An 18,436-nucleotide genomic window follows, 5' to 3' on the forward strand; every position below is an offset into this window, starting at 1 on the left:
GTGTCTCAGGAATGTGACACCGGGTCGTGCCCCGATGCCTTCCGCGGCGTCATGCGTTGGCGGCTCGCACCGCCAGCGCGCACGCGGCCAGATCCCACAGCGCATAGCCCACGCTCTTGAACACCAGCGGACTGCCGGTGCGCGCGCGGATCGCATCGGCGGCGAGGATCGCCGTCTCGAACGGCTGCACCGCGGCCCAGTCGATGCCGGCCTGCAGCAGGTCGCCGGCCTCGTCCTCGATGCCGAACAGCGTATCGGCCAGCAGCCGCCCCGCCTGTGCGGCGCCGCGGCACAGCGCCGGCGGCAGCTCGCACATGTCCGGCCGGAACGCCCCGACCGCGGCGATGAAGTGGTCGTCGCGCCAGCAGCCGGCATCCAGATCCGGCAGCACCGGCGCGCGGCTCGACGTCACGGTGACCACCATCGACACGCGGTCCAACACCGCTTCGATCTCGCCCGCGGCGGATTCCAGCACCTCGGCTTCCAGCCCGAGGCCGCGCGCGTGCGCCGCCAGCGCATTGGCCTTGTCCGCCGTGCGCGAATGCAGCCAGACCCGCCGCAGCGGCAATCCCGCCGCGAAGGCCTCGAGGTGCGTGGTGGCCTGCACGCCGGCGCCGACGATCAGCAGCTCGCCGTCGGGCCGCGCGGCGAAGCGCTGCGCCGCCAGCAGCGACACCGCGGCGGTGCGGCGCCCGGTCACGGTCGGCCCGTCGAGCAGCGCCAGCCGCACGCCGGTATGCGCGTCGGCCACCACCACTTCGCCGAGGATATTGGCCAGCCCGCGCGCCGGGTTGCCGGGATGGACCGTGATGTTCTTGGTCATCACCAGGTCGGCATTGCGGGCCGGCATCACCAGCAGCGTTCCCTCGCCTTCCGGACTGGCGGCGGTCACGTCGCCGACCGGCAGCGCCAGCCGCGGCGGCGCCATCGCGGTGCCGGCGCGCAGTTCGCCGAGCATGTCGGCAATGGCGACAGCCAGTTCGGGATACGGCAGCCGCGCCGCGGTCTGGGCGGCATCGAGCAGCATCGGCGAGGCGATCTGTGATCCGGTCGGTGAGGCGGTCGGCGAGGCGGTCGGTTCGGTAGGCACGGATCGAGGCTCCTGAAGATATTGGGAATGCGGAGGATGGCGGCGGCGCGACGCGTTACGGGCGCGGACGAAGGACCACGGGCGGCAGCGAGCGGCGGACGGCGAGCGGCGAGTGGCGGACGGCGCAAGCGGCAAGCGGCAAGCGGCAACCAGCAGCCTGCAACTGCAACTGCAACTGCAACCAGCAACCAGCAACCAGCAACCAGCAACCAGCAACCAGCAACCAGCGATTATCCGCGCTCGGCCGCGGCGCCCTGCCTCACCGCCGCCCGGCCCGGCGCCGACGGCGGTCGCGCGCCCGCCTCCCGCACGGTCGCGCCGCGCACCTCGATGCGTACCGTATCGATCACCGTGCCACCGGCATCGACCAGCTCGAGCCGATGCCGTCCCGGCCACGGCAGCCAGGCCAGCTTGCCGCCGCGGCCGAGCCGCTTGCCGTCGAGCCGCCAGGCCACTCCCTGGGCGGTGCGGCCGGCGACATCTTCGGCATGCAGCCAGACACGTTGCGCCTGCGGCGGAATATCGGGATCGAGCGCGAAGACGGTGCCATCGGCCGGGCTCGCGATCGCCGCGCCGCGGCCGGGGTCTGCCGCCGTCCGCGCGGCACTCGACGCGGCACCCGACGCTGTATTCGCCGCCGCATTCAGCGCAGCGCCCGGCGCCGCACTCGGCGCTGCCGTCCGCCCCGCCGGCGCGCCCTGGTGATGGCTGCCGACGGCAACCACCGGCACCGCGGTGCCGGCCAGGAACACCTCCTCGCGCGCAGGCTCGGGTACGCCCTCGAACCGCACCGGCACGCGTTCGACGCCGGTGGGCAGTGCGGGCGGCCGGCTGGCGCGATCGCGATGCAGGAAGGCCATCACGTCGTGCCAGACCGGCGCCGCGCCGGATACGCCGGACACATCGCGCATCGCCGCGCCGCTGGCGTTGCCGACCCAGACGCCGACCGTATAGTGCTGCGACCAGCCGATGCACCAGTTGTCGCGCATGTCCTTGCTGGTGCCGGTCTTGACCGCGGTCCAGAAGCGCGTAGTCAGCGGGCTGTCCAGGCCAAAGGTGCGCGCGCGTGCATGCCGGTCGGACAGCACGTCGCCGATCACATGGGTCGCGGCCGCCGACATCACCGCCACCGGCCGGGGCGCCGGCTCGGCCAGCCGCATCCGCACCGGCGCCTGCCGGCCCTGGTTGGCGAGCGTCCGGTAGGCATTGGTCAGCGTCAGCAGCGACACGTCGGCGCTGCCCAGCGCCAGGCTGTAGCCGTAGTAGTCGCCGGCCTCGGTCAGCGGCAGCCCGAGCGCGACCAGGCGCCGATGGAAGCGGTGCGGGGTCACCATCACCAGCGTGCGCACCGCCGGCACATTGAGCGAAGCGGCCAGCGCCGCGCGCATGCTGACCCAGCCGCCGTAGCGGCCGTCGTAGTTGCGGGGGATGTAGAGGCCGCCGCCGGTCGGCAGGTTGACCGGCCGGTCGTCCAGCAGCGAGGCGGCGGTCAGGCGCCGCTCCTCCAGCGCCTGCGCATACAGGAAGGGTTTGAGCGTCGAGCCGGCCTGGCGCAGCGCGGCCGCATGATCGACCTGCGCGGCCCCCGACAGCGCGCCCGACGAGCCCACGTAGGCCAGCACGTCGCCGCTGGCGTTGTCGAGCACCACCACCGCGCCGTCCTCGACATGCCGTCCGGCCAGTTCGCGCAGATGCCGCTGCAGGCTGGCCATCGCCAGCCGCTGCACGCCCGCGTCCAGCGTCGAATCGATCGCGGCCGGCGGCGTCCGTGCCGCGCCTCGCACGCCCGGTGCTCCCGGCGCTCCCGGTGCTCCCGGTGCTCCCGGTGCTCCGGGTACTGCCGGTGCGCCCAGTGCGCCCAGTGCACCCGGTGCGCCCTGCACGACCCGATCGACCAGCAGCCGGCCCAGGTGCGGCGCCAGTTGCGCGCGGCCCGGACCGGACGGCGGCATCGCGGCGCGCGCCAGCGCCAGTTGCGTGAAGCCGTCCAGTCCGCTGCAGCCCGCGGGCTGCCCCATCTCCCGCAGGATCTGGCAGGCGCGCTGCGTGACCCGCGCCGGCGCGGCATTGGGCGCGCGCACCAGCGCCACCGCCAGCGCCGCCTCGCGCGCATCGAGTCCGCTCGGCAGCTTGCCGAACAGCGCGTGCGACAACGCCGACAGGCCGACCAGTTCGCCGCGCAGCGGCACCAGGTTCAGATAGGCCTCGAGGATCTGGCTCTTGCTCCAGCCGTGTTCGAGCCGCGCCGCGCGCCAGGCCTGGCTCATCTTCTGCGCCGCGCTGCGTCCGCCCGCGCCGCGGCGCAGATCGTCGTCGAGCAGCGCCGCCAGCTGCATCGTCAGCGTCGAGGCGCCGCGCGTGCGCGTGTTCCACAGATTGGCCCAGGCCGCGCCGGCCACGCCCTGCCAGTCGACGCCGCTGTGCTGGTAGAAGCGCCGGTCCTCCGACAGCACGATGGCGGTGCGCACCGCCGGCGAGATCTCGTCGAGCGACACCCATTGCCCGCGCCGCGCGCTGAAATCGGTCCGCACGGTGGCGACCGGCTCGCCATGGCGGTCTCGCACGATGACGTCGGCGCTGCGGTAGCGCTCGCGCACCTGCTCGAAGCCGGGCAGCGCCTCGGCGGACGCCGGCGCGGACGGTATCGCGAACAAGAACGCGATCAAGACCGCGAACAGCAGCACGAACCGCATCCCGAACCACAGAGAACTTGGCAGCGCCCGCGGCAGTGCCGGGGCCCTGGCCACCCGCAACGAGCCCAGCGAACCCGTCCCCTGCCTCATGGCCGCCGCCCCGCGACGATGCCCGCGACCAGCAGCACCTGCGCCGCGGCATAGGTCCACCAGATGCCCAGTTCGAAACGATCGAACGGCGACAGGAAGCGCGCGATGCCGACCAGCGCGTCGGACACGACGAAGCACAGCGCGCCGAGCGCGGCCAGCGGCGTCGGCAGCCGCGCCAGCAGCGCCGCGCAGGCCATCGCGGTCAGCGCGACGACATAGGCGCAGACCTCGACCGTCAGCGTGCCAAGGTTGGGCCAGAAGCGTCCCAGCAGCGTGCCCACCGCACCGATCACCGCGCCGCAGGCGAGCAGCCGGTGCGGGCGGTCGTCGCCCAACAGCGGCAACAGCAGAGCAAGATAGGCCAGATGCGCCAGCAGGAAGAATCCCAGCCCGCCGACGAAGGAGAACGGCAGCCACGGTACCGCGAGCAACAGATCGCCGCTCGCGGAGAACAGCAGCGCGGCGATCAGCCAGCGGCGCTCGCGGCGTAGCGGATGGAACCACGCCGCGCGCGCCAGCAGCAGCACCATCGCGGTCTTCCACGCCGGCTGCCAGGCGAAGCTGCCCGTCAGCGGCGTGCCGGGCGGCAGCTCCAGCGCGGCGCTGACCAGCAGCGTGCCGTAGATGGTGCCGGCGACCGCGCCGGCCATCCACCATTCGCGCACCCGCGGCGGCATCGTCCAGCCGCGCCGTTCCAGGACATCGCTCACGGACGCTGCCCCACGGTCAGGCGCGCATTGGGCGCGGCACCGAACACCTCGGGCGCGTACATCGCCTCCACGCGCGTCGGCGGCAGCGCGAACTCGCCGGCGTTGTTCAGCCGCACGGTGTACTCGATGGTCGCCGTGCCCTTCGGCAGATGGGCGTAGTACTCGCGGTAGGCTTGCGGCGTGCGCTCGCTGAAGGCCGGCCAGGCGCCGGTGCGGCGCTCGCCGCGCGTGGCGATCTGCGAATCGCGGCCCAGCCCGCTGCCGAGGATGGTGGCGCCCCCGGGCACCGGATCGCTGACCACGACCCAGGTCATGTCGGCCTGCGCGTCGATCTCCAGCTTGACGCGATAGATGTCGCCGCGCGACCAGCGTCCCGGCGTGGCCTGCTCGACCGCGCTGACGCTGCGGCGGATGCGGTAGCCGGCGGCGATCGGCTCGGCCAGCGGGACCGCAGCCAGCGCGCGTACCGTCGCCCACGGCCGGCCGGCGCCCTCGTGCTGCAGCTGCAGCGTGGCCGGGGCGGCGGACGGACCGGGCTGGGGCGGCTGCACGGGCCAGGGCAGCATCAGCGCGCCCGTCGCCACGCCGTCCTTGCCCGTCGCGGCCGAGCGCCAGTCGAAGCTGCGCGCGGCCTCGCCCAACGTCACGCGCGTGGCACCGCCCACCGGTTCGCGCTCGAAGACCTGCGCGAACCGGCGCACCGCCAGTACGCCCCAGGCATTGGCATTGGTGGTGTTCCATGCGCCGGCGCTCTGGCGGCCCAGCAGGCCGCTGGCCAGCCGCGGCGCATCCTCGCGCCAGTCGGGCAGTTCCAGCGCCAGCGTCAGCAGCCGCGCGGCGTTGATGTCGCCGCCCGCCATCAGCCACCACCAGTGGTCGTCGCGCTCGGTCGAGAACGCCAGCCGCGTGCCCTGCAGGTCCAGGCGCGCGCGCAGCAGGCGCTGCGCCTCGGCCAGCCGCGCCTCGCGCTGCGGCACATCGGGCAGGCGCTGCAGCAACGCGGTCCAATCGAGCAGCGCCGAGGTCGGCCACTGCTGCGGCGCGATCTGGATCGAGCCAAGCATGCGGGCCTGCGCCTTGCCGCCGCGCGACAGCGCCTCGAGCACGGCCAGCTTGCGGATCTCCAGGTCGGCGGTCGGCGCCCACGGGCGGCGCTGCAGCCGGCCCTCGACGAAGGCGGCCAGCGCCTGTTCCATCCGCTCGCGCGCCTGCGCCGGCAGTTGCAGCGGCAGCCCGGCGCGATGCGCCTCGTCGGCCAGCGCCAGCAGATAGGCGGTCAGCACCTCGCTGCCGCCGTCGCGCACCGCGTCGCCCTGCATCGGGAAATAGGCGACCAGCCCGTCGTCGTCCTGATAGGCCGGCAGCTGCGCCATCAGCGCCTGCCAGCCGGCGGCGTCGCCCAGGCCCACGGCCTTCGACGCACGCTGCTCCAGGCAGGTATACGGATAGCGGGCGAACCAGTCGCGCACGCCGGGCAGGCCGCCGGCCAGCGACGATTGCAGGCCGATCTGCAGGCCGCCGCGCGGCGCCCCGGACGAATCGCGCAGCGCGGCCGCGGGGGCGCGGACCGGCACCGACAGCCCCGGCGCCAGCTGTGCCAGCGTGCCGTGCTGCACGGTCAGCGGTACCGCCGCGGCCAGCCGCTGGACGATGCGGATGCGGTCGGAGGCGGGACCGTCGCCGCCCGTGCCGCCTGTGCCGCCTGTGCCGCCTGTGCCGCCTGTGGCCCCCGCGCCGCCGGCCTTGCCCGTCTCGGTTGCCGCGATCTCCCACTGCGTCTCGCTCTCGGTGGCGGTCGCCTGGCCGCTGCCCTGCGCGATCAGCGGCGCGACCACGTCCCAGCCGATCTCGCGCGCCTGGCCGGCCGGGATCGATACCGTCTGCGTGGGCAGCGTCGCTGCCGCCGGATCGGAAGCCGCGGCGCCGGAGGCAGCAGCAGAGGCAGCAGCAGAGGCAGCAGCGGAGGCGGCGCCGGCGCTGGCACCGGGGATAGGACCGGCAGCAGCGCCAGCCATGGCGCCACCATTGACGCCAACCCGGCCGCCCGCACCGGCCGCCACGCTGCGCGCGCTAACCTGCACCGTCATCGCGCGTGCCGTGGTATTGCGCAGCGTAAACATCGCGCGGTAGCGATCGCCCTCGCGCACCAGCGGCGGCAAACCCGAGATCAGCTGCAGATCCTGCGTCGCCGCCACGGTGGTGCTGCCGGTGCCGAAGCGCGAGACGCCAAGATCGGCGATCGCGACGATGCGAAAGCGCGTCAGCGAATCGTTCAGCGGCACGGTCAGCGTGGCCTTGCCGGCCGCGTCGAGCTGCACGCGCGGGTTCCACAGCAGCAGCGTGTCGAACAGTTCGCGGGTCGGATTCTTGCCGCCCCCACCGCCGGCCGGCACCGCCTTGCGGCCATAGTGGCGCCGCCCGACGATCTCCATCTGCGCGGTCGCCGTTTCCACCCCGTAGCTGCGCCGCTGCAGCATCGCCTCGAGCAGGTTCCAGCTGGTATTGGGCATCAGTTCGAGCAGCGCCTCGTCGACCGCGGCCAGCGCGACCTCGCCGTTGGCGGCCGGCTTGCCGTCCGGCAGCGTGACCTGCACCGTCACCTTGGCCTGGCCCCGCACCGGGTAGCTGGCGCGGTCGGTGGCGACCTTGACGTCGAGCCGGTGCGCCTCGTTGCCGACGCGGATCTCGGCCAGCCCGAGCCGGAACGCCGGCTTCGACAGGTCGACCAGCGGGGTCGGCGCGACGTACTCCCGCCCCTCGCTGCGGAAGGCGCGCCACCATTCGCGCGGCTCGCGCCAGCCCCAGGTGAAGATGGAATACCAGGGCACCTCGTGCAGGCGTCCGCGCAGCGCCAGCACCGACACGTAGACGTTCGGCCCCCATTCGGGCTTGACCTTGACGCTGACGGTCGGGTCCTTGCCCGCCAGTGTCACCACGTGGGTCTCCAGGATGCCCTCGCGTTCGACGGCCACCAGCGCGGTGGCCTGGCGGAACGGCATCCGTACCTGGAAGCGCGCGGTATCGCCGGGCGCATAGGACGGCCGCTCGGGCAGCACGTCGATGCGGTCGTGGTTCTCGCCGCCGAACCACAGCTCGCCCTGGCCGGTGACCCAGACGCTGGTGGCCGCTTCGGAGACGCGGCCCGCATCGTCGCGGGCACGGGCGATCAGTTCCACCTCGCCGGTCTGCTCCAGCGTCACCGCGCACTGCATGCGGCCGCGCGCATCGGTCTTCGCCTCGCAGACCTTGCCCAGGTCGCGCACCTCGGTGCGGTTGTCGTAGCGATAGAAGCCGCCGACCACGCGCTTGCGCGCCGAGGTCGTGATGCGGGCGCGCGCGTGCACCTCCATCGGCACGCCGGCGCGCGGCTTGCCGTCGATATCGAACGCGATGCCCTGCACCGTGGCCTGGCGCTTGACCGCAACCCAGTCGTCGGCGCGAATGCCGGCGACCACCGCCGCGGGCCACAGCGGCAACGTCTGCCGCAGCGTCTGGATCTCGCCGTTGGGATCGGCGAAGGCGGCCTCGACCAGCAGATCGCGCGGCGCGGTCACCGGCGGCAGCGTGTCGAGCGTCAGACGGCCGCCGCCGTTGGCGTCCAGCGTCAGCGCGCGCTTGTCGGCGATCAGCGTCTGGCCGTCCTGCGCCGACGCCCGGCCCTGGTCTTGATCTTCAATCTCGTCCGACTCCTCGCGCTGTTCGTCCGCCGCACGCGGCGCATCGAAGCTGTAGCCGGGGGCATCGGCAAAGCGCGGCATACGGTCGCGCAGCAGCGCGGACACCCGCACCGGCAAACCCGCCGCCGCGCCGCCGGACATATAGTGCACCTCGACATCGAGCGGCAGCGACTTCGGCGCGACCAGCGCCTGCGCACCGCCGGCGGCCGCGGCGCGCACCGTGCCGGTCAGCACCGGCAGCCGGAAAGCCTCGACGCGGAAGGCGCCGCTGTCGTAGCTGCGCTGGCGCGCGTCGGCCAGCTCCACCGTGTAGCGGCCCAGCTTGGCCGCAGGCGGCAGCGCGAAGCGGCTCTCCGCGCTGCGCCCGCCCGAGGCGGTGGTGCGCCATTGCAGCGGCTGCTCGTAGGTCTGGCCGCTGCCCTCGTGGCGGATCACCAGCTTGTCCGGCAACTGTCCGGACTCGCCGGCGCCGCCCGGCGGCAACGCGAAGCCGCTCGAGGTCTCGACGCGCAGGTAGTGCTTCATCGAGACGGTCTCGCCCGAGGACAGCAGCGTGCGGTCGAACACCGTATGCGCGCGGACCGTGGGCGTGGCGCTGGTATCGGTCGGCACATGAAAGCGCCAGCTCTCGATGCCGCGGTTCCAGTCGGACATCACGAAGGCCATGTCGGCCTGGCCGCGCGCCTGCGGATGCGCGGCGACGATGCGCGCCGAGACGAAGTAGCCCGACAGCCCGGTGTCCTCGCAATAGCGGCCGGTCCCGCTGCCGCCCTCGCCGTCGCCGCCATCGCCCAGCCGGCCGAAGCGCGCGACGCCGGCATCGTCGGTGCGCGCGGTGGCGATCAGCTTGCCGCTGCAGTCGCGCACCGCGACGCTGGCCTCGCGCACCGGCTTGCCGCCATCGAGCGTGGTAACCCACGCCATCGCGTTGTCGCGCCCGGCCTTGAAGTGCACGCCGAGGTTGGTGACCAGCGCCGCGGTGCGGACATACATCGGCGCCGGCTTGCCCAGCAGCGCCGCGCCAAGATTCGGCGAGGCGATCTCGACCACGTGAAAGCCCGGCTCCGGCAGCGGAATGCCGACCACCTCGAACGGCCGGCTGGCGCCCTCGCCCACCGAGGCCGGCACGGCCAGCTTGCGCGCGCCGGGCACCCCGGCCAGCAGCGACACGGCACGCGTTTCCACCTGCGGCGCGTTGCGCGGAATGCGCGCCGCCGACGGCGGCTTGCCGGCCAGGATCGCGTCGAGTTCGGCGCGGGTCCAGCTGGTCTCGTGCATGCGCCGCACCAGCGCCAGCCAGCGCAGCACCGCGGCATCGTCGTCGACCCGGACCCGGCTGACCATGCCCGCCTCGGCGCGCACGCCGAGCACTTTCAGTTCACGCTCGACATGACGCAGCGTGACCGGCAGCAGCGGCGGATAGTCGGCCGGCTTGTCGGTCTTGCTCCTGGGCAACTCGCCGAAGCGCTCGATCACGCCGAACGGCGCCGCGGCGAACTTGGCCAGCGGCGGCATCGGCGCGGTGGCCACCCGCAGCGGAAACAGGTCGGCGTTGTTCAGCGGCCGGCCGCTTTCGTCCTTCAGGCCGGACGGCAACTCAAGTGTCAAATTGGCGTTCTCGGCGAACGGCGGCTCGAAGCGCAGCGAGGTGATCGTGGCATCGGCGGCCAGGTTGGCCTCCAGCTTCGGTGCCACCGGTCCCGACGGCGTGCGCAGCACCACCGATTCGGCCGCGCGGCGCGCGATCGGCGCCGAGAATTCGAGCGTGATCGGCCGCAGCGGCGTGCAGGGCGCCTGCGCGTTCTCGCGCTCGCAGCTGAAGCTGGCGGTAAACGGCTCGCGCACGCGGTATTCGAAACGGCGCCCTTCCTTGCTGGCCAGGCCCGACGGCGTCGCGATGCCCGGCGTCAGCAGCAGTTCCATCCTGGCGCCGGCGGGCAGCCGCTGCTGGCAGGCCAGCAGATGCACGCTGTCGGCACTGCGCGGCTTCCATCCCAGCGCCTTGAGCACCGCCTCGCGGTCCGCGCCGGTGACCAGCCGCACCGGAATCATCTCGCCGACGCCCTGCGCCTGGCACCACGCATGCTGGCGCACCGAGTCGGGCGTGGCCGGACCGTTGAAGCGCAGCGCGAAGACCTGGTCCTCCTCGATCTCGCCCCCGGAAGGCCGGCTGGACACCACGATCGGACCGCCGGTCTCGAAGCGGTATTCGGACTTGCCGCGATAGTCCTGGCCGGCCTGGCTCTTCAGCCCGGCGCGCAGCCGGACCGTGCACGACACCCCGGGCGGCAGGTCGCGGACGAAATCGAACACCCAGTTGCGGTCGTCGACCCAGCGGCCTTCGCCGGCCAGGTCCGCCGGCGCGGCGCCGGCACATTGCACGGCGGCCGGCGCGGTCGCGCGCAGGTCGCCCAGCGGCACCATCGACTGGTCGAAGCGCAGCGTGACCTGGCGGACCTTGGAGACCTGGCCTTCCGGGGAAATACGCGTCAGTTGGGTCGCCAGCGCGGCGTGGGTGCCGAACCCCAGTACGCATGCCGCGAGGGCATGGCCGAGGAGGCGCCGGCGGTCGGGCCTGCGAGCACTGCGCCTGGCAACATCGCCCGGGACGTCCGCCGCCATGTCTGCCGGGACGACCGACGCTGCTTCCGCCGCGACGTCCGCCACTTCCTTCATTTCGCCTTCCCCGCCAACGCCCGTGGCCCGGTCTCGCATCTGATCCCTCTCCGGATGGTCGCCCCGCTCTGGTGCATCAGCGGGCACCTGGCGAGAGTGACATGCGAGGCGCCGGCGCGCAAGCCAACCGACGGGTCAGCGCCGAAGGGTCAGCGCCGGAAGGGTCAGCCAGGGGTCAGCCAGGCGTCAGCGCCGCAGTGTCACCGCAGATGGGACAGCGGCAACGCCCCTTCCCGCTTCAGCGCGGTCAGCACGATATTGGAACGCACGCTCTCGACGCCGGGCACGCGCATCAGCTTGCGCATGGTGAAATCGGCCAGCGCCGGCAGGTCGGTGACGACGATGCGCAGCAGGTAGTCCGCCTCGCCGGCGACGGAGTAGCACTCCTGCACCTCCTCGAGCAGCAGGATCTCCTCGCGGAAGCGTTCGATCGCCGTGTCGCCATGGTGGGCCAGCTTGACGCTGGTAAAGACCAGTACGCCCAGGCCCAGCGCGGGCGGCGACAGCACGACCCGGTAGCCGGCGATCACGCCCTCGGCCTCCAGCCGGGCGATGCGTCGGCCCACCTGACTGGGCGACAGATGGACCTGCTCGGCCAGCTGCTGGTGCGTGCTGCGGCCATCGGCCTGCAGCGCGGCCAGCAGGGCCAGATCGAAGTTGTCGAGGCTCAGCATACAAGGATCCTGCATCGGTTTTGCGTTTTATGCAGATTACCCGCATCGGAACGGCAATCCAAGCCGTTTTTGCGGGCTCTTTGCAGCGCCATCTCGGTAGACTTTGCAGAAATCCCGCATGCGCGAGGGACCGCGTGCGGCAAACCTGCAAATGCCAGCCCGGGCGCGCCAACCCCCCAGAACGGACAGGAGCCGGACAAGATCAAGGGCATGGCCCCACCGAATCGCCGGAGACAAGCCAGATGGAAGCGATCCTCGACCCAACCCAGGACCAGAAAGCCGCGTCGGCGCCCGCCTTTGCCGGCACGCTGACCGACAAGCTGAAGGAGCAGTTCGAAGCCGGCCTGCTGTCCGACCCGGACCTGAACCCCGACTTCACCATCGCGCAGCCGCTGCACCGCTACACCGACGCCGACCACGCCGTCTGGCGCCAGCTGTGCGCGCGCCAGGCCTCGATGCTGCGCGGCCGGGTCTGCGACGAATTCCTGCGCGGCCTGGACACGCTGGGCATGGACGCCGACCGCGTGCCCGACTTCGCCCGCCTGAACGACAAGCTGATGGCCGCCACCGGCTGGCAGGTGGTCGCGGTGCCGGGCCTGGTGCCGGACGAGGTCTTCTTCGAGCATCTGGCCAACCGGCGCTTTCCGGCAAGCTGGTGGATGCGCAAGCCGGAGCAGCTGGACTACCTGCAGGAGCCGGACTGCTTCCACGACGTGTTCGGCCACGTGCCGCTGCTGATCAACCCGGTCTTCGCCGATTACATGCAGGCCTACGGCCAGGGCGGCCTGAAGGCGGCGGGCATGGGCGCGCTCGACATGCTGGCGCGGCTGTACTGGTACACCGTCGAATTCGGCCTGATCCGCACGCCCGAGGGCCTGCGCATCTACGGCGCCGGCATCGTGTCGAGCCAGGGCGAGTCGATCTACAGCCTGGACTCGGCCAGCCCGAACCGGATCGGCTTCGACGTCCGCCGCATCATGCGCACCCGCTACCGGATCGACACCTTCCAGAAGACCTATTTCGTCATCGACAGCTTCGAACAGCTGTTCGAAGCGACCCGCCCGGACTTCACGCCGCTGTACGCCGAGCTGCGCCAGCAGCCGACGCTGGGCGCGGGCGACATCGCCGAGGGCGACCAGGTGCTGCAGGTCGGCAACCGCGAGGGCTGGAGCGACAGCGACGATATCTGAGGCCGCCGCGTTCGGCGGCCCTTTGCGGGACGCCGGTTGCGCCCTGGTTCGCGCCGATTGCGCGTCCGTTGCGCGTCCGTTGCGCGGCTGTTCCACGCCATTCCACGCCCCATTGCCGGGCTTTATGAAAGAATGCCGGCATGCCCGACCGCAACGGCCGGGCGGGCCGGCTCTGCCATTTTCCGATTTCGACTTTCCGGGCCTTGCCATCATGACGTCTGCCACCCTTTCCCCCTTGTCCGAACAGGAACGCGCGCCGCTGCTGGCGTCGCTGCCCGGCTGGACCGCGGTCGCCGATCGCGACGCTATCCACAAGCGCTTTACCTTCGCCGACTTCAACGCCGCCTTCGCCTTCATGACGCGCGTGGCGATGCAGGCCGAGAAGGCCGACCACCATCCCGAATGGTTCAACGTCTACAACCGCGTCGACATCACGCTGTCGACCCATGACGCCAACGGCCTGACCCAGCGCGATATCGACTTGGCGCGCTTCATCGAGCAGGCCGCGGCGACGCTGGCCAAGCGCTGAGCGCTGAGCGGCGGGCGCGCTGCCAACGGCGCGTTGCCAAGGCATCGGGGCGGACCGCGAGGACCCGCCGCGTAACCCGATCGCGTAGCCCGATCGCAGGGCCGACCCGGGGGGCACACCGCGGGGCCCAGCGTGACCAACCGCGGTCCCCCGCCGCAAGCCAATCGAAAGGAAGGCCCACGCCTTGCGCGGTACAATCGGCGGCCAGGCGGGGCGCCCGGCACCCGAAGCGCGACGCCAGCCGCGCTACCTGCGGCGCTCCCCCGAGCATCCCTGCCGAACCCAGCCGAACCTTTCGCCCATGCGCATCCTGTTGATCGAAGACGACCGCCAGATCGCCAGCGGCGTCGAAGCCGGCCTGTTCCAGGCGGGCCACCAGGTGCGCGTCGTCCATGACGGGGTCTATGCCACCGAGCATCTGCTCAAGGAGCAGCACGACCTGGTGATCCTCGACCTGGGCCTGCCCGGCATCGACGGCATGACCCTGCTGTCGCGCTACCGCGCCCGCAACCGCACCACCCCGGTGCTGATCCTGACCGCGCGCGACGAACTCGAGGACAAGCTGTCCGGCCTGAACGCCGGCGCCGACGACTACCTGGTCAAGCCCTTTGCCTTTCCCGAACTGGAGGCGCGCGTGCGCGTGCTGCTGCGCCGCAGCCAGCATGGCGAGGCGGCGCCCGACCGCGACGTGCGGCTGGGCCGGCTGCGGCTGTCGGGCAGCGACCGGCGCATGTTCCTCGACGGCAAGCCGCTGGAACTGTCGCCGCGCGAGTTCGCGGTGCTCGAGCTGCTGCTGCAGCGGCAAGGGCGCGTGGTCAGCAAGGCCCAGCTGCAGGACCACCTGGCGACCTTCGCCCATCCGGCCGGCGATGGCGGCGACACCGTCGGCGATACCGCGATCGAGGTCTACGTCCATCGCGTGCGCAAGAAGCTCGAGGACAGCGACGTCGAGATCGTGACGGTGCGCGGCTTCGGCTACCTGCTGCAAAGCCGCGGCCAGGCCTAGCGCGAGGCGCGGCGTGCGGCGGCTCCAGGCGCCTCTGCGGAGCGCGCGCGGCGAAGGTCCATCCGGCGGCCAGGGCGGTACCGGGGGAACCAACGGCAACGGGGGGGCCGGCGGTTCTGGCGGGGCTGGCGGTTCCCGTTCAAACGGCGGCGGCGCCCAGCAGGTACGCCTGGCCTCGACCCAGAGCCTGCGCGTCCATCTGCTGCGGGCGCTGGCCACGCCGCTGTTCGCGCTGGTGCTCGCCAGCGGCTCGCTGTCCTACTGGCTCGCGGCGCACTACACCACGCAGGTGTTCGACCGCGCGCTGTACGGCGTCGCCAACAATATCGCCCAGCAGATCCGCATCGCCGGTCCCCGGCTCGAACACGACATCCCCGCGATCGCGCAGACCCTGGTCGAGGCCGAGGGCAGCGACCGCATCTACTGGCGCATCCACGGGCCGGACGGGCTGATCGGCGGCATGGATACCTGGCTGGGCTACGGCACCGGCCAGACCACGCTGCACGATGCGCGGCTGTTCTACGCCTGGTTCAGCGGACGGCAGGTACGGGCGGTGCGGCTGCCGGTGCATCTGGATCCGGTGCAGACGACCCCCGCCGATGGCGACATCGATACCACCGCCGACATGGCGGGCGGCGTGGCGGACAACGTAATCGACAGCGTGCCGAACGACGCCGCGGGCTCGGCCAGCGCGCCGCAGGCCGCCGGTTCGCCGTCACGCGGCCCCATCGTCGTCGAGGTGGCCGAGCTGCTGGACCGGCGCGAGACGGCCGCCAACGAAATCCTGCTGTCGGTATCGGTGCCGCTGATCCTGCTGCTGCTGGTCGGCAGCCTGATCCTGTCGCACGTGCTGAAGGAAGAGCTGGTGCCGCTGCAGATCCTGACCGACAAGCTGAACCGGCAGACCGCACGCTCGCTGGCCTCGCTCGACGAGACCCAGGTGCCGGCCGAGGTCGAGCCGCTGATCCGCGCGCTCAACGCGCTGCTGGCGCGGCTGCGCGACGCCCTCGACGCCCAGCGCAAGTTCATCGCCGATGCCGCACACCAGCTGCGCACGCCGCTGACCGCGGTCAAGCTGCATGCCGACCGCGCGGTGGAGGCGGAGAACCCCGAGGTCACGCGCCACGCGCTGCGCGAGCTGCAATCGGCGGCGGACCGCGCGGTGCGGCTGTCGAACCAGCTGCTGTCGCTGGCGCGCGCCGAGCCCGGCCTGTCGCTGGAGCGCCTCGGTCCGATCGAGCATTTCGACCTCGCGACGCTGGCCTTCGAGACCGGCGCCGAATGGGTGCCGCAGGCGCTGGCGCGCCATATCGACCTGGGTTTCGAGACGCTGCCGGGGCCGACCTTCACCGGCGCCGCGCCATCGATGGTGCGCGGCAACCGGCTGCTGCTGCGCGAGGCGCTGAACAATCTGATCGACAACGCGGTCAAGTATGTGCCCGCCGGCGGCCGCATCACCGTGCGCGCCGGCGGCGAGGCGATCGGCCATCGCGGCATGGCGGTGGTGATGATCGAGGACAACGGGCCCGGCATTGCACCGGCGCGGCGCGAGGAGGTGTTCAAGCGCTTCTTCCGCGGCGACCATGTGCCCGGGCGCAGTCCCGAAGCCACCCCGGGCGGCGCCGGGCTGGGACTGGCGATCGTCCACGAGATCATCAGCCTGCATCACGGCAGCATCAGCATCGAGGACGTGCCCGAGGTGGAATCACGGCGCGAATCGCAGCGGGAATCACAAGGCGAATCACAAGGCGAATCGCAGCGCGCCGATGGCCAGGCGCGCGCGACCATGCGCTTCGTGATCCGGATTCCGTGCGAGGCGCCGGGCGCGGGCTAGCCCTGGACCGCGCCCCGGCGGCAGGGCTTCAGCGCTTGCCCTTGGGCGCCAGCATGGTGCCGCGGCAGTTCGGGCTGCCGCAGCGGCACTCGAACTCCTTCTTCAGCTTCTTCGTATAGCGGGCGTCGATCACCAGCCCGTAGTCGTAGAACAGTTCCTCGCCGGCCTCGATATCGCGCAGCGCGTGGATGAACACCCGGCCCTTCTTCTCGCGCGCCTCGCAGTTCGGTTCGCAGGCATGGTTGATCCAGCGCGAACGGTTGCCGCCGAACTTGGCGTCGAGCACGTCGCCGCCCTCGAGGCTGAAATAGAAGGTGTGGTTGGGGTCGGTCGGATCGTGCGGATGGCGATCCAGCGCGGTCTCCCACGAGATGCGCTCCCCCTTGTATTCGATGATCCGTTCGCCCGCGGCGATCGGCGCGATCGCATAGACGCCCTTGCCGTGCACGCCGGACTGGCGGACCTCGATGCGGTCCTTGGCGGTCCTGGGCTTCTTCTCTTTTGCCGCTTTTGCCGCTTTCCCCGCCTTTTCGACCTTTTCCAGCTCTTGCGCCTTCGCGGCCTTGCCCGCCTTGTCGCTCTTTTCTCCCTTGCTGTCCTGCTTGCGCTTCGACTGTTCGGCCATATCCGTCCTGTTTACCGTCTGTTTACCGTCGTCTGGTCTGTCTGCTGGTCGTGTGCCCGATGCCGGCGCCTGCCATCCGGGCGATGCGGGATGATACCCGCGCCGCGTGACGGTGCGTGGCTGGGCGTATACCTCGCTTTCCGCGTGACCACGTCTGACTTCCGCCTCACGCCGGCCTGACGCCTCGTTTCGCAAGGGCCGGCGTTCGGTTAACGCAAGAACGTGCAAGAAGCGGTCCATCAGACACGCCGTCCGCCCGGCGTATACCGGTCGGCAGGGGTCGCGATGCGGGTCCGCTCTGTGGACAACCCGGCCTTCTTCTGTGGATAAGCACGCGGGTTTGATGTGGGCCGCCTGGGGCTGGCATGGGGATGCCTCGGGCATAAGTCCTAGCCTTGTCGGCGGGGTCCTCCACCGAACGGCTGAGTCATCCACCTGCCCCGGGATTTCGTCCCGATGGTTCTGCATTCGGTAAACCGTTGATTCAACTGACGTATACCGACTTGTCCACAGAAAGGGGGCGGGTTTACCTACTACTACTATCCGTATACATCAAAAGAACTATCTAAACCAAAGGGACTACGTCCCCCTGTCGGCTGCGAAGCGAAACGGGGAAAACGAGGTAAACCCCGCGGGCTGCGTTTACCTCCATCGACGGGTATACGTCGGACGCGGTTACCCGCTCGACGCGTATACCCTGGGCAAGCCCATCGTTCGGACAGCGATATACGCCTGAACCTTGGCAGCCGAACGTCGACAAACCGGCGTATACCCAAGCCGGCAGCGGCCGGGACGCGACCGGAAGGCTTCGGAGCCCCTCAGAGGCCTTCAGAGGCCGGTTAACGCCCTGGACGGCACATGGCACGTCCTGGGCAAGCCGAGGCCGCCACGGGGCGTATACGGCCCCATGGACGACAGCGTATACGGCAGCGCATATGGCGGCTTGTGCCGCCCGTAAACCGTCGCGATCCCCCCTCCCACCCCGGCAGGCCTTGTCCAGCCAAGGGTTGCTGTAACAATGTCGCGCGGGGACCGGCCGGCGTGACACGGTATGATGTGGCCCGCAGCGCCTTTTCCGGGGCCACGTCCGGCACACCGGGCGGGCGGGAAGGCAATGTGTTTTTTCAACTCGATACGGAGTGAAGCATGACGAAAACCGAACTGATCGACGCGATCGCCGCGGGTGTGGATGGTCTGACCAAGGCCAAGGCCGAGCAGGCACTGAACGTGACCCTGAACGCCATCATGGACGCCGTTGCCAAGGGCGACACCCTGAGCCTGATCGGCTTTGGTACGTTCAGCCAGGGCGAGCGTGGCGAACGCATGGCCCGCAACCCGCGTACCGGCGAAGAGATCAAGGTCGAAGCCGCGAAGACGGTCAAGTTCAAGGCCGGCCAGAAGTTCAAGGACGCCGTCAATCAGTAAGCTGTCGGGCGGTACCGACCAGCCCGGTTCTGCATGGTCCCGCCGTGCCGCCGCCCGTCGCCGCAAGGCGAGCGTGGGGCACTGGGCGGGAAATGTTATCCACAACGTAGCCGCAAGGCTTTTCCCCGTTTTTCCACCGGCATCGGCCCCTGGGCCGTGCGGCGCCCGATGCGGTGCCGCGAAGCCTGCCGCGGCGTGCCGGTTCCGCGTTCTTTCC

Annotated in this window: 11 protein-coding genes; 5 read left to right on the plus strand and 6 right to left on the minus strand. The window is 71.2% G+C overall.

The features are described from left to right. Positions 1–49: 49 nt before the first annotated feature. From KZ686_RS03325 to KZ686_RS03345, 5 genes are all read right to left on the minus strand, one after another. Positions 50–1,027: a delta(1)-pyrroline-2-carboxylate reductase family protein gene (locus KZ686_RS03325; protein WP_265633396.1), complete on the minus strand. Its 978-nt coding sequence runs from the start codon at positions 1,025–1,027 to the stop codon at positions 50–52. A 293-nt stretch (positions 1,028–1,320) separates the two neighbouring features. Next, a complete protein-coding gene (locus KZ686_RS03330; RefSeq protein ID WP_407648524.1) occupies positions 1,321–3,768 on the minus strand; it encodes a transglycosylase domain-containing protein in 2,448 nt (815 codons plus the stop codon). A gap of 101 nt (positions 3,769–3,869) precedes the next feature. After that, positions 3,870–4,550, minus strand: a complete 681-nt coding sequence (locus KZ686_RS03335; RefSeq protein ID WP_265633397.1) for a lysoplasmalogenase — start codon at positions 4,548–4,550, stop codon at positions 3,870–3,872. A 29-nt stretch (positions 4,551–4,579) separates the two neighbouring features. Next, positions 4,580–10,882 (minus strand): alpha-2-macroglobulin family protein, encoded by a 6,303-nt coding sequence (locus KZ686_RS03340; protein ID WP_407648525.1) that lies wholly within the window; start codon positions 10,880–10,882, stop codon positions 4,580–4,582. Positions 10,883–11,136: 254 nt separating this feature from the next. Beyond that, positions 11,137–11,610, minus strand: a complete 474-nt coding sequence (locus KZ686_RS03345) for an Lrp/AsnC family transcriptional regulator (RefSeq protein WP_149317455.1) — start codon at positions 11,608–11,610, stop codon at positions 11,137–11,139. 242 nt (positions 11,611–11,852) lie between these two features. Here KZ686_RS03345 and phhA point away from each other — a divergent pair, with 242 nt between their 5' ends. The 4 genes from phhA to KZ686_RS03365 all read left to right on the plus strand — a co-directional run bounded on the left by phhA (position 11,853) and on the right by KZ686_RS03365 (position 16,169). Beyond that, on the plus strand, positions 11,853–12,800 hold the full coding sequence (gene phhA / locus KZ686_RS03350; protein ID WP_265633003.1) for a phenylalanine 4-monooxygenase: 948 nt from the start codon (positions 11,853–11,855) through the stop codon (positions 12,798–12,800). 211 nt (positions 12,801–13,011) lie between these two features. After that, positions 13,012–13,329, plus strand: coding sequence for a 4a-hydroxytetrahydrobiopterin dehydratase (locus KZ686_RS03355; protein WP_149317453.1), 318 nt, complete (start codon positions 13,012–13,014; stop codon positions 13,327–13,329). 301 nt (positions 13,330–13,630) lie between these two features. After that, a complete protein-coding gene (locus tag KZ686_RS03360) occupies positions 13,631–14,335 on the plus strand; it encodes a response regulator transcription factor (protein ID WP_023263551.1) in 705 nt (234 codons plus the stop codon). 169 nt (positions 14,336–14,504) lie between these two features. After that, complete coding sequence (locus tag KZ686_RS03365) at positions 14,505–16,169, plus strand: sensor histidine kinase (RefSeq protein WP_265633398.1); 1,665 nt, start codon at positions 14,505–14,507, stop codon at positions 16,167–16,169. 28 nt (positions 16,170–16,197) lie between these two features. On the opposite strand, the gene KZ686_RS03370 is transcribed toward KZ686_RS03365, so the two are convergent. Further along, positions 16,198–16,794, minus strand: coding sequence for an SET domain-containing protein (locus KZ686_RS03370; RefSeq protein WP_149317452.1), 597 nt, complete (start codon positions 16,792–16,794; stop codon positions 16,198–16,200). 1,146 nt (positions 16,795–17,940) lie between these two features. On the opposite strand from KZ686_RS03370, the gene KZ686_RS03375 reads away from it, so the two are divergent. Continuing rightward, complete coding sequence (locus KZ686_RS03375; protein ID WP_006579334.1) at positions 17,941–18,219, plus strand: HU family DNA-binding protein; 279 nt, start codon at positions 17,941–17,943, stop codon at positions 18,217–18,219. Positions 18,220–18,436 lie beyond the last annotated feature (217 nt).

It is taken from the genome of Cupriavidus cauae (assembly GCF_026210475.1).
GTDB classification, from domain to species: Bacteria; Pseudomonadota; Gammaproteobacteria; order Burkholderiales; family Burkholderiaceae; genus Cupriavidus; species Cupriavidus cauae.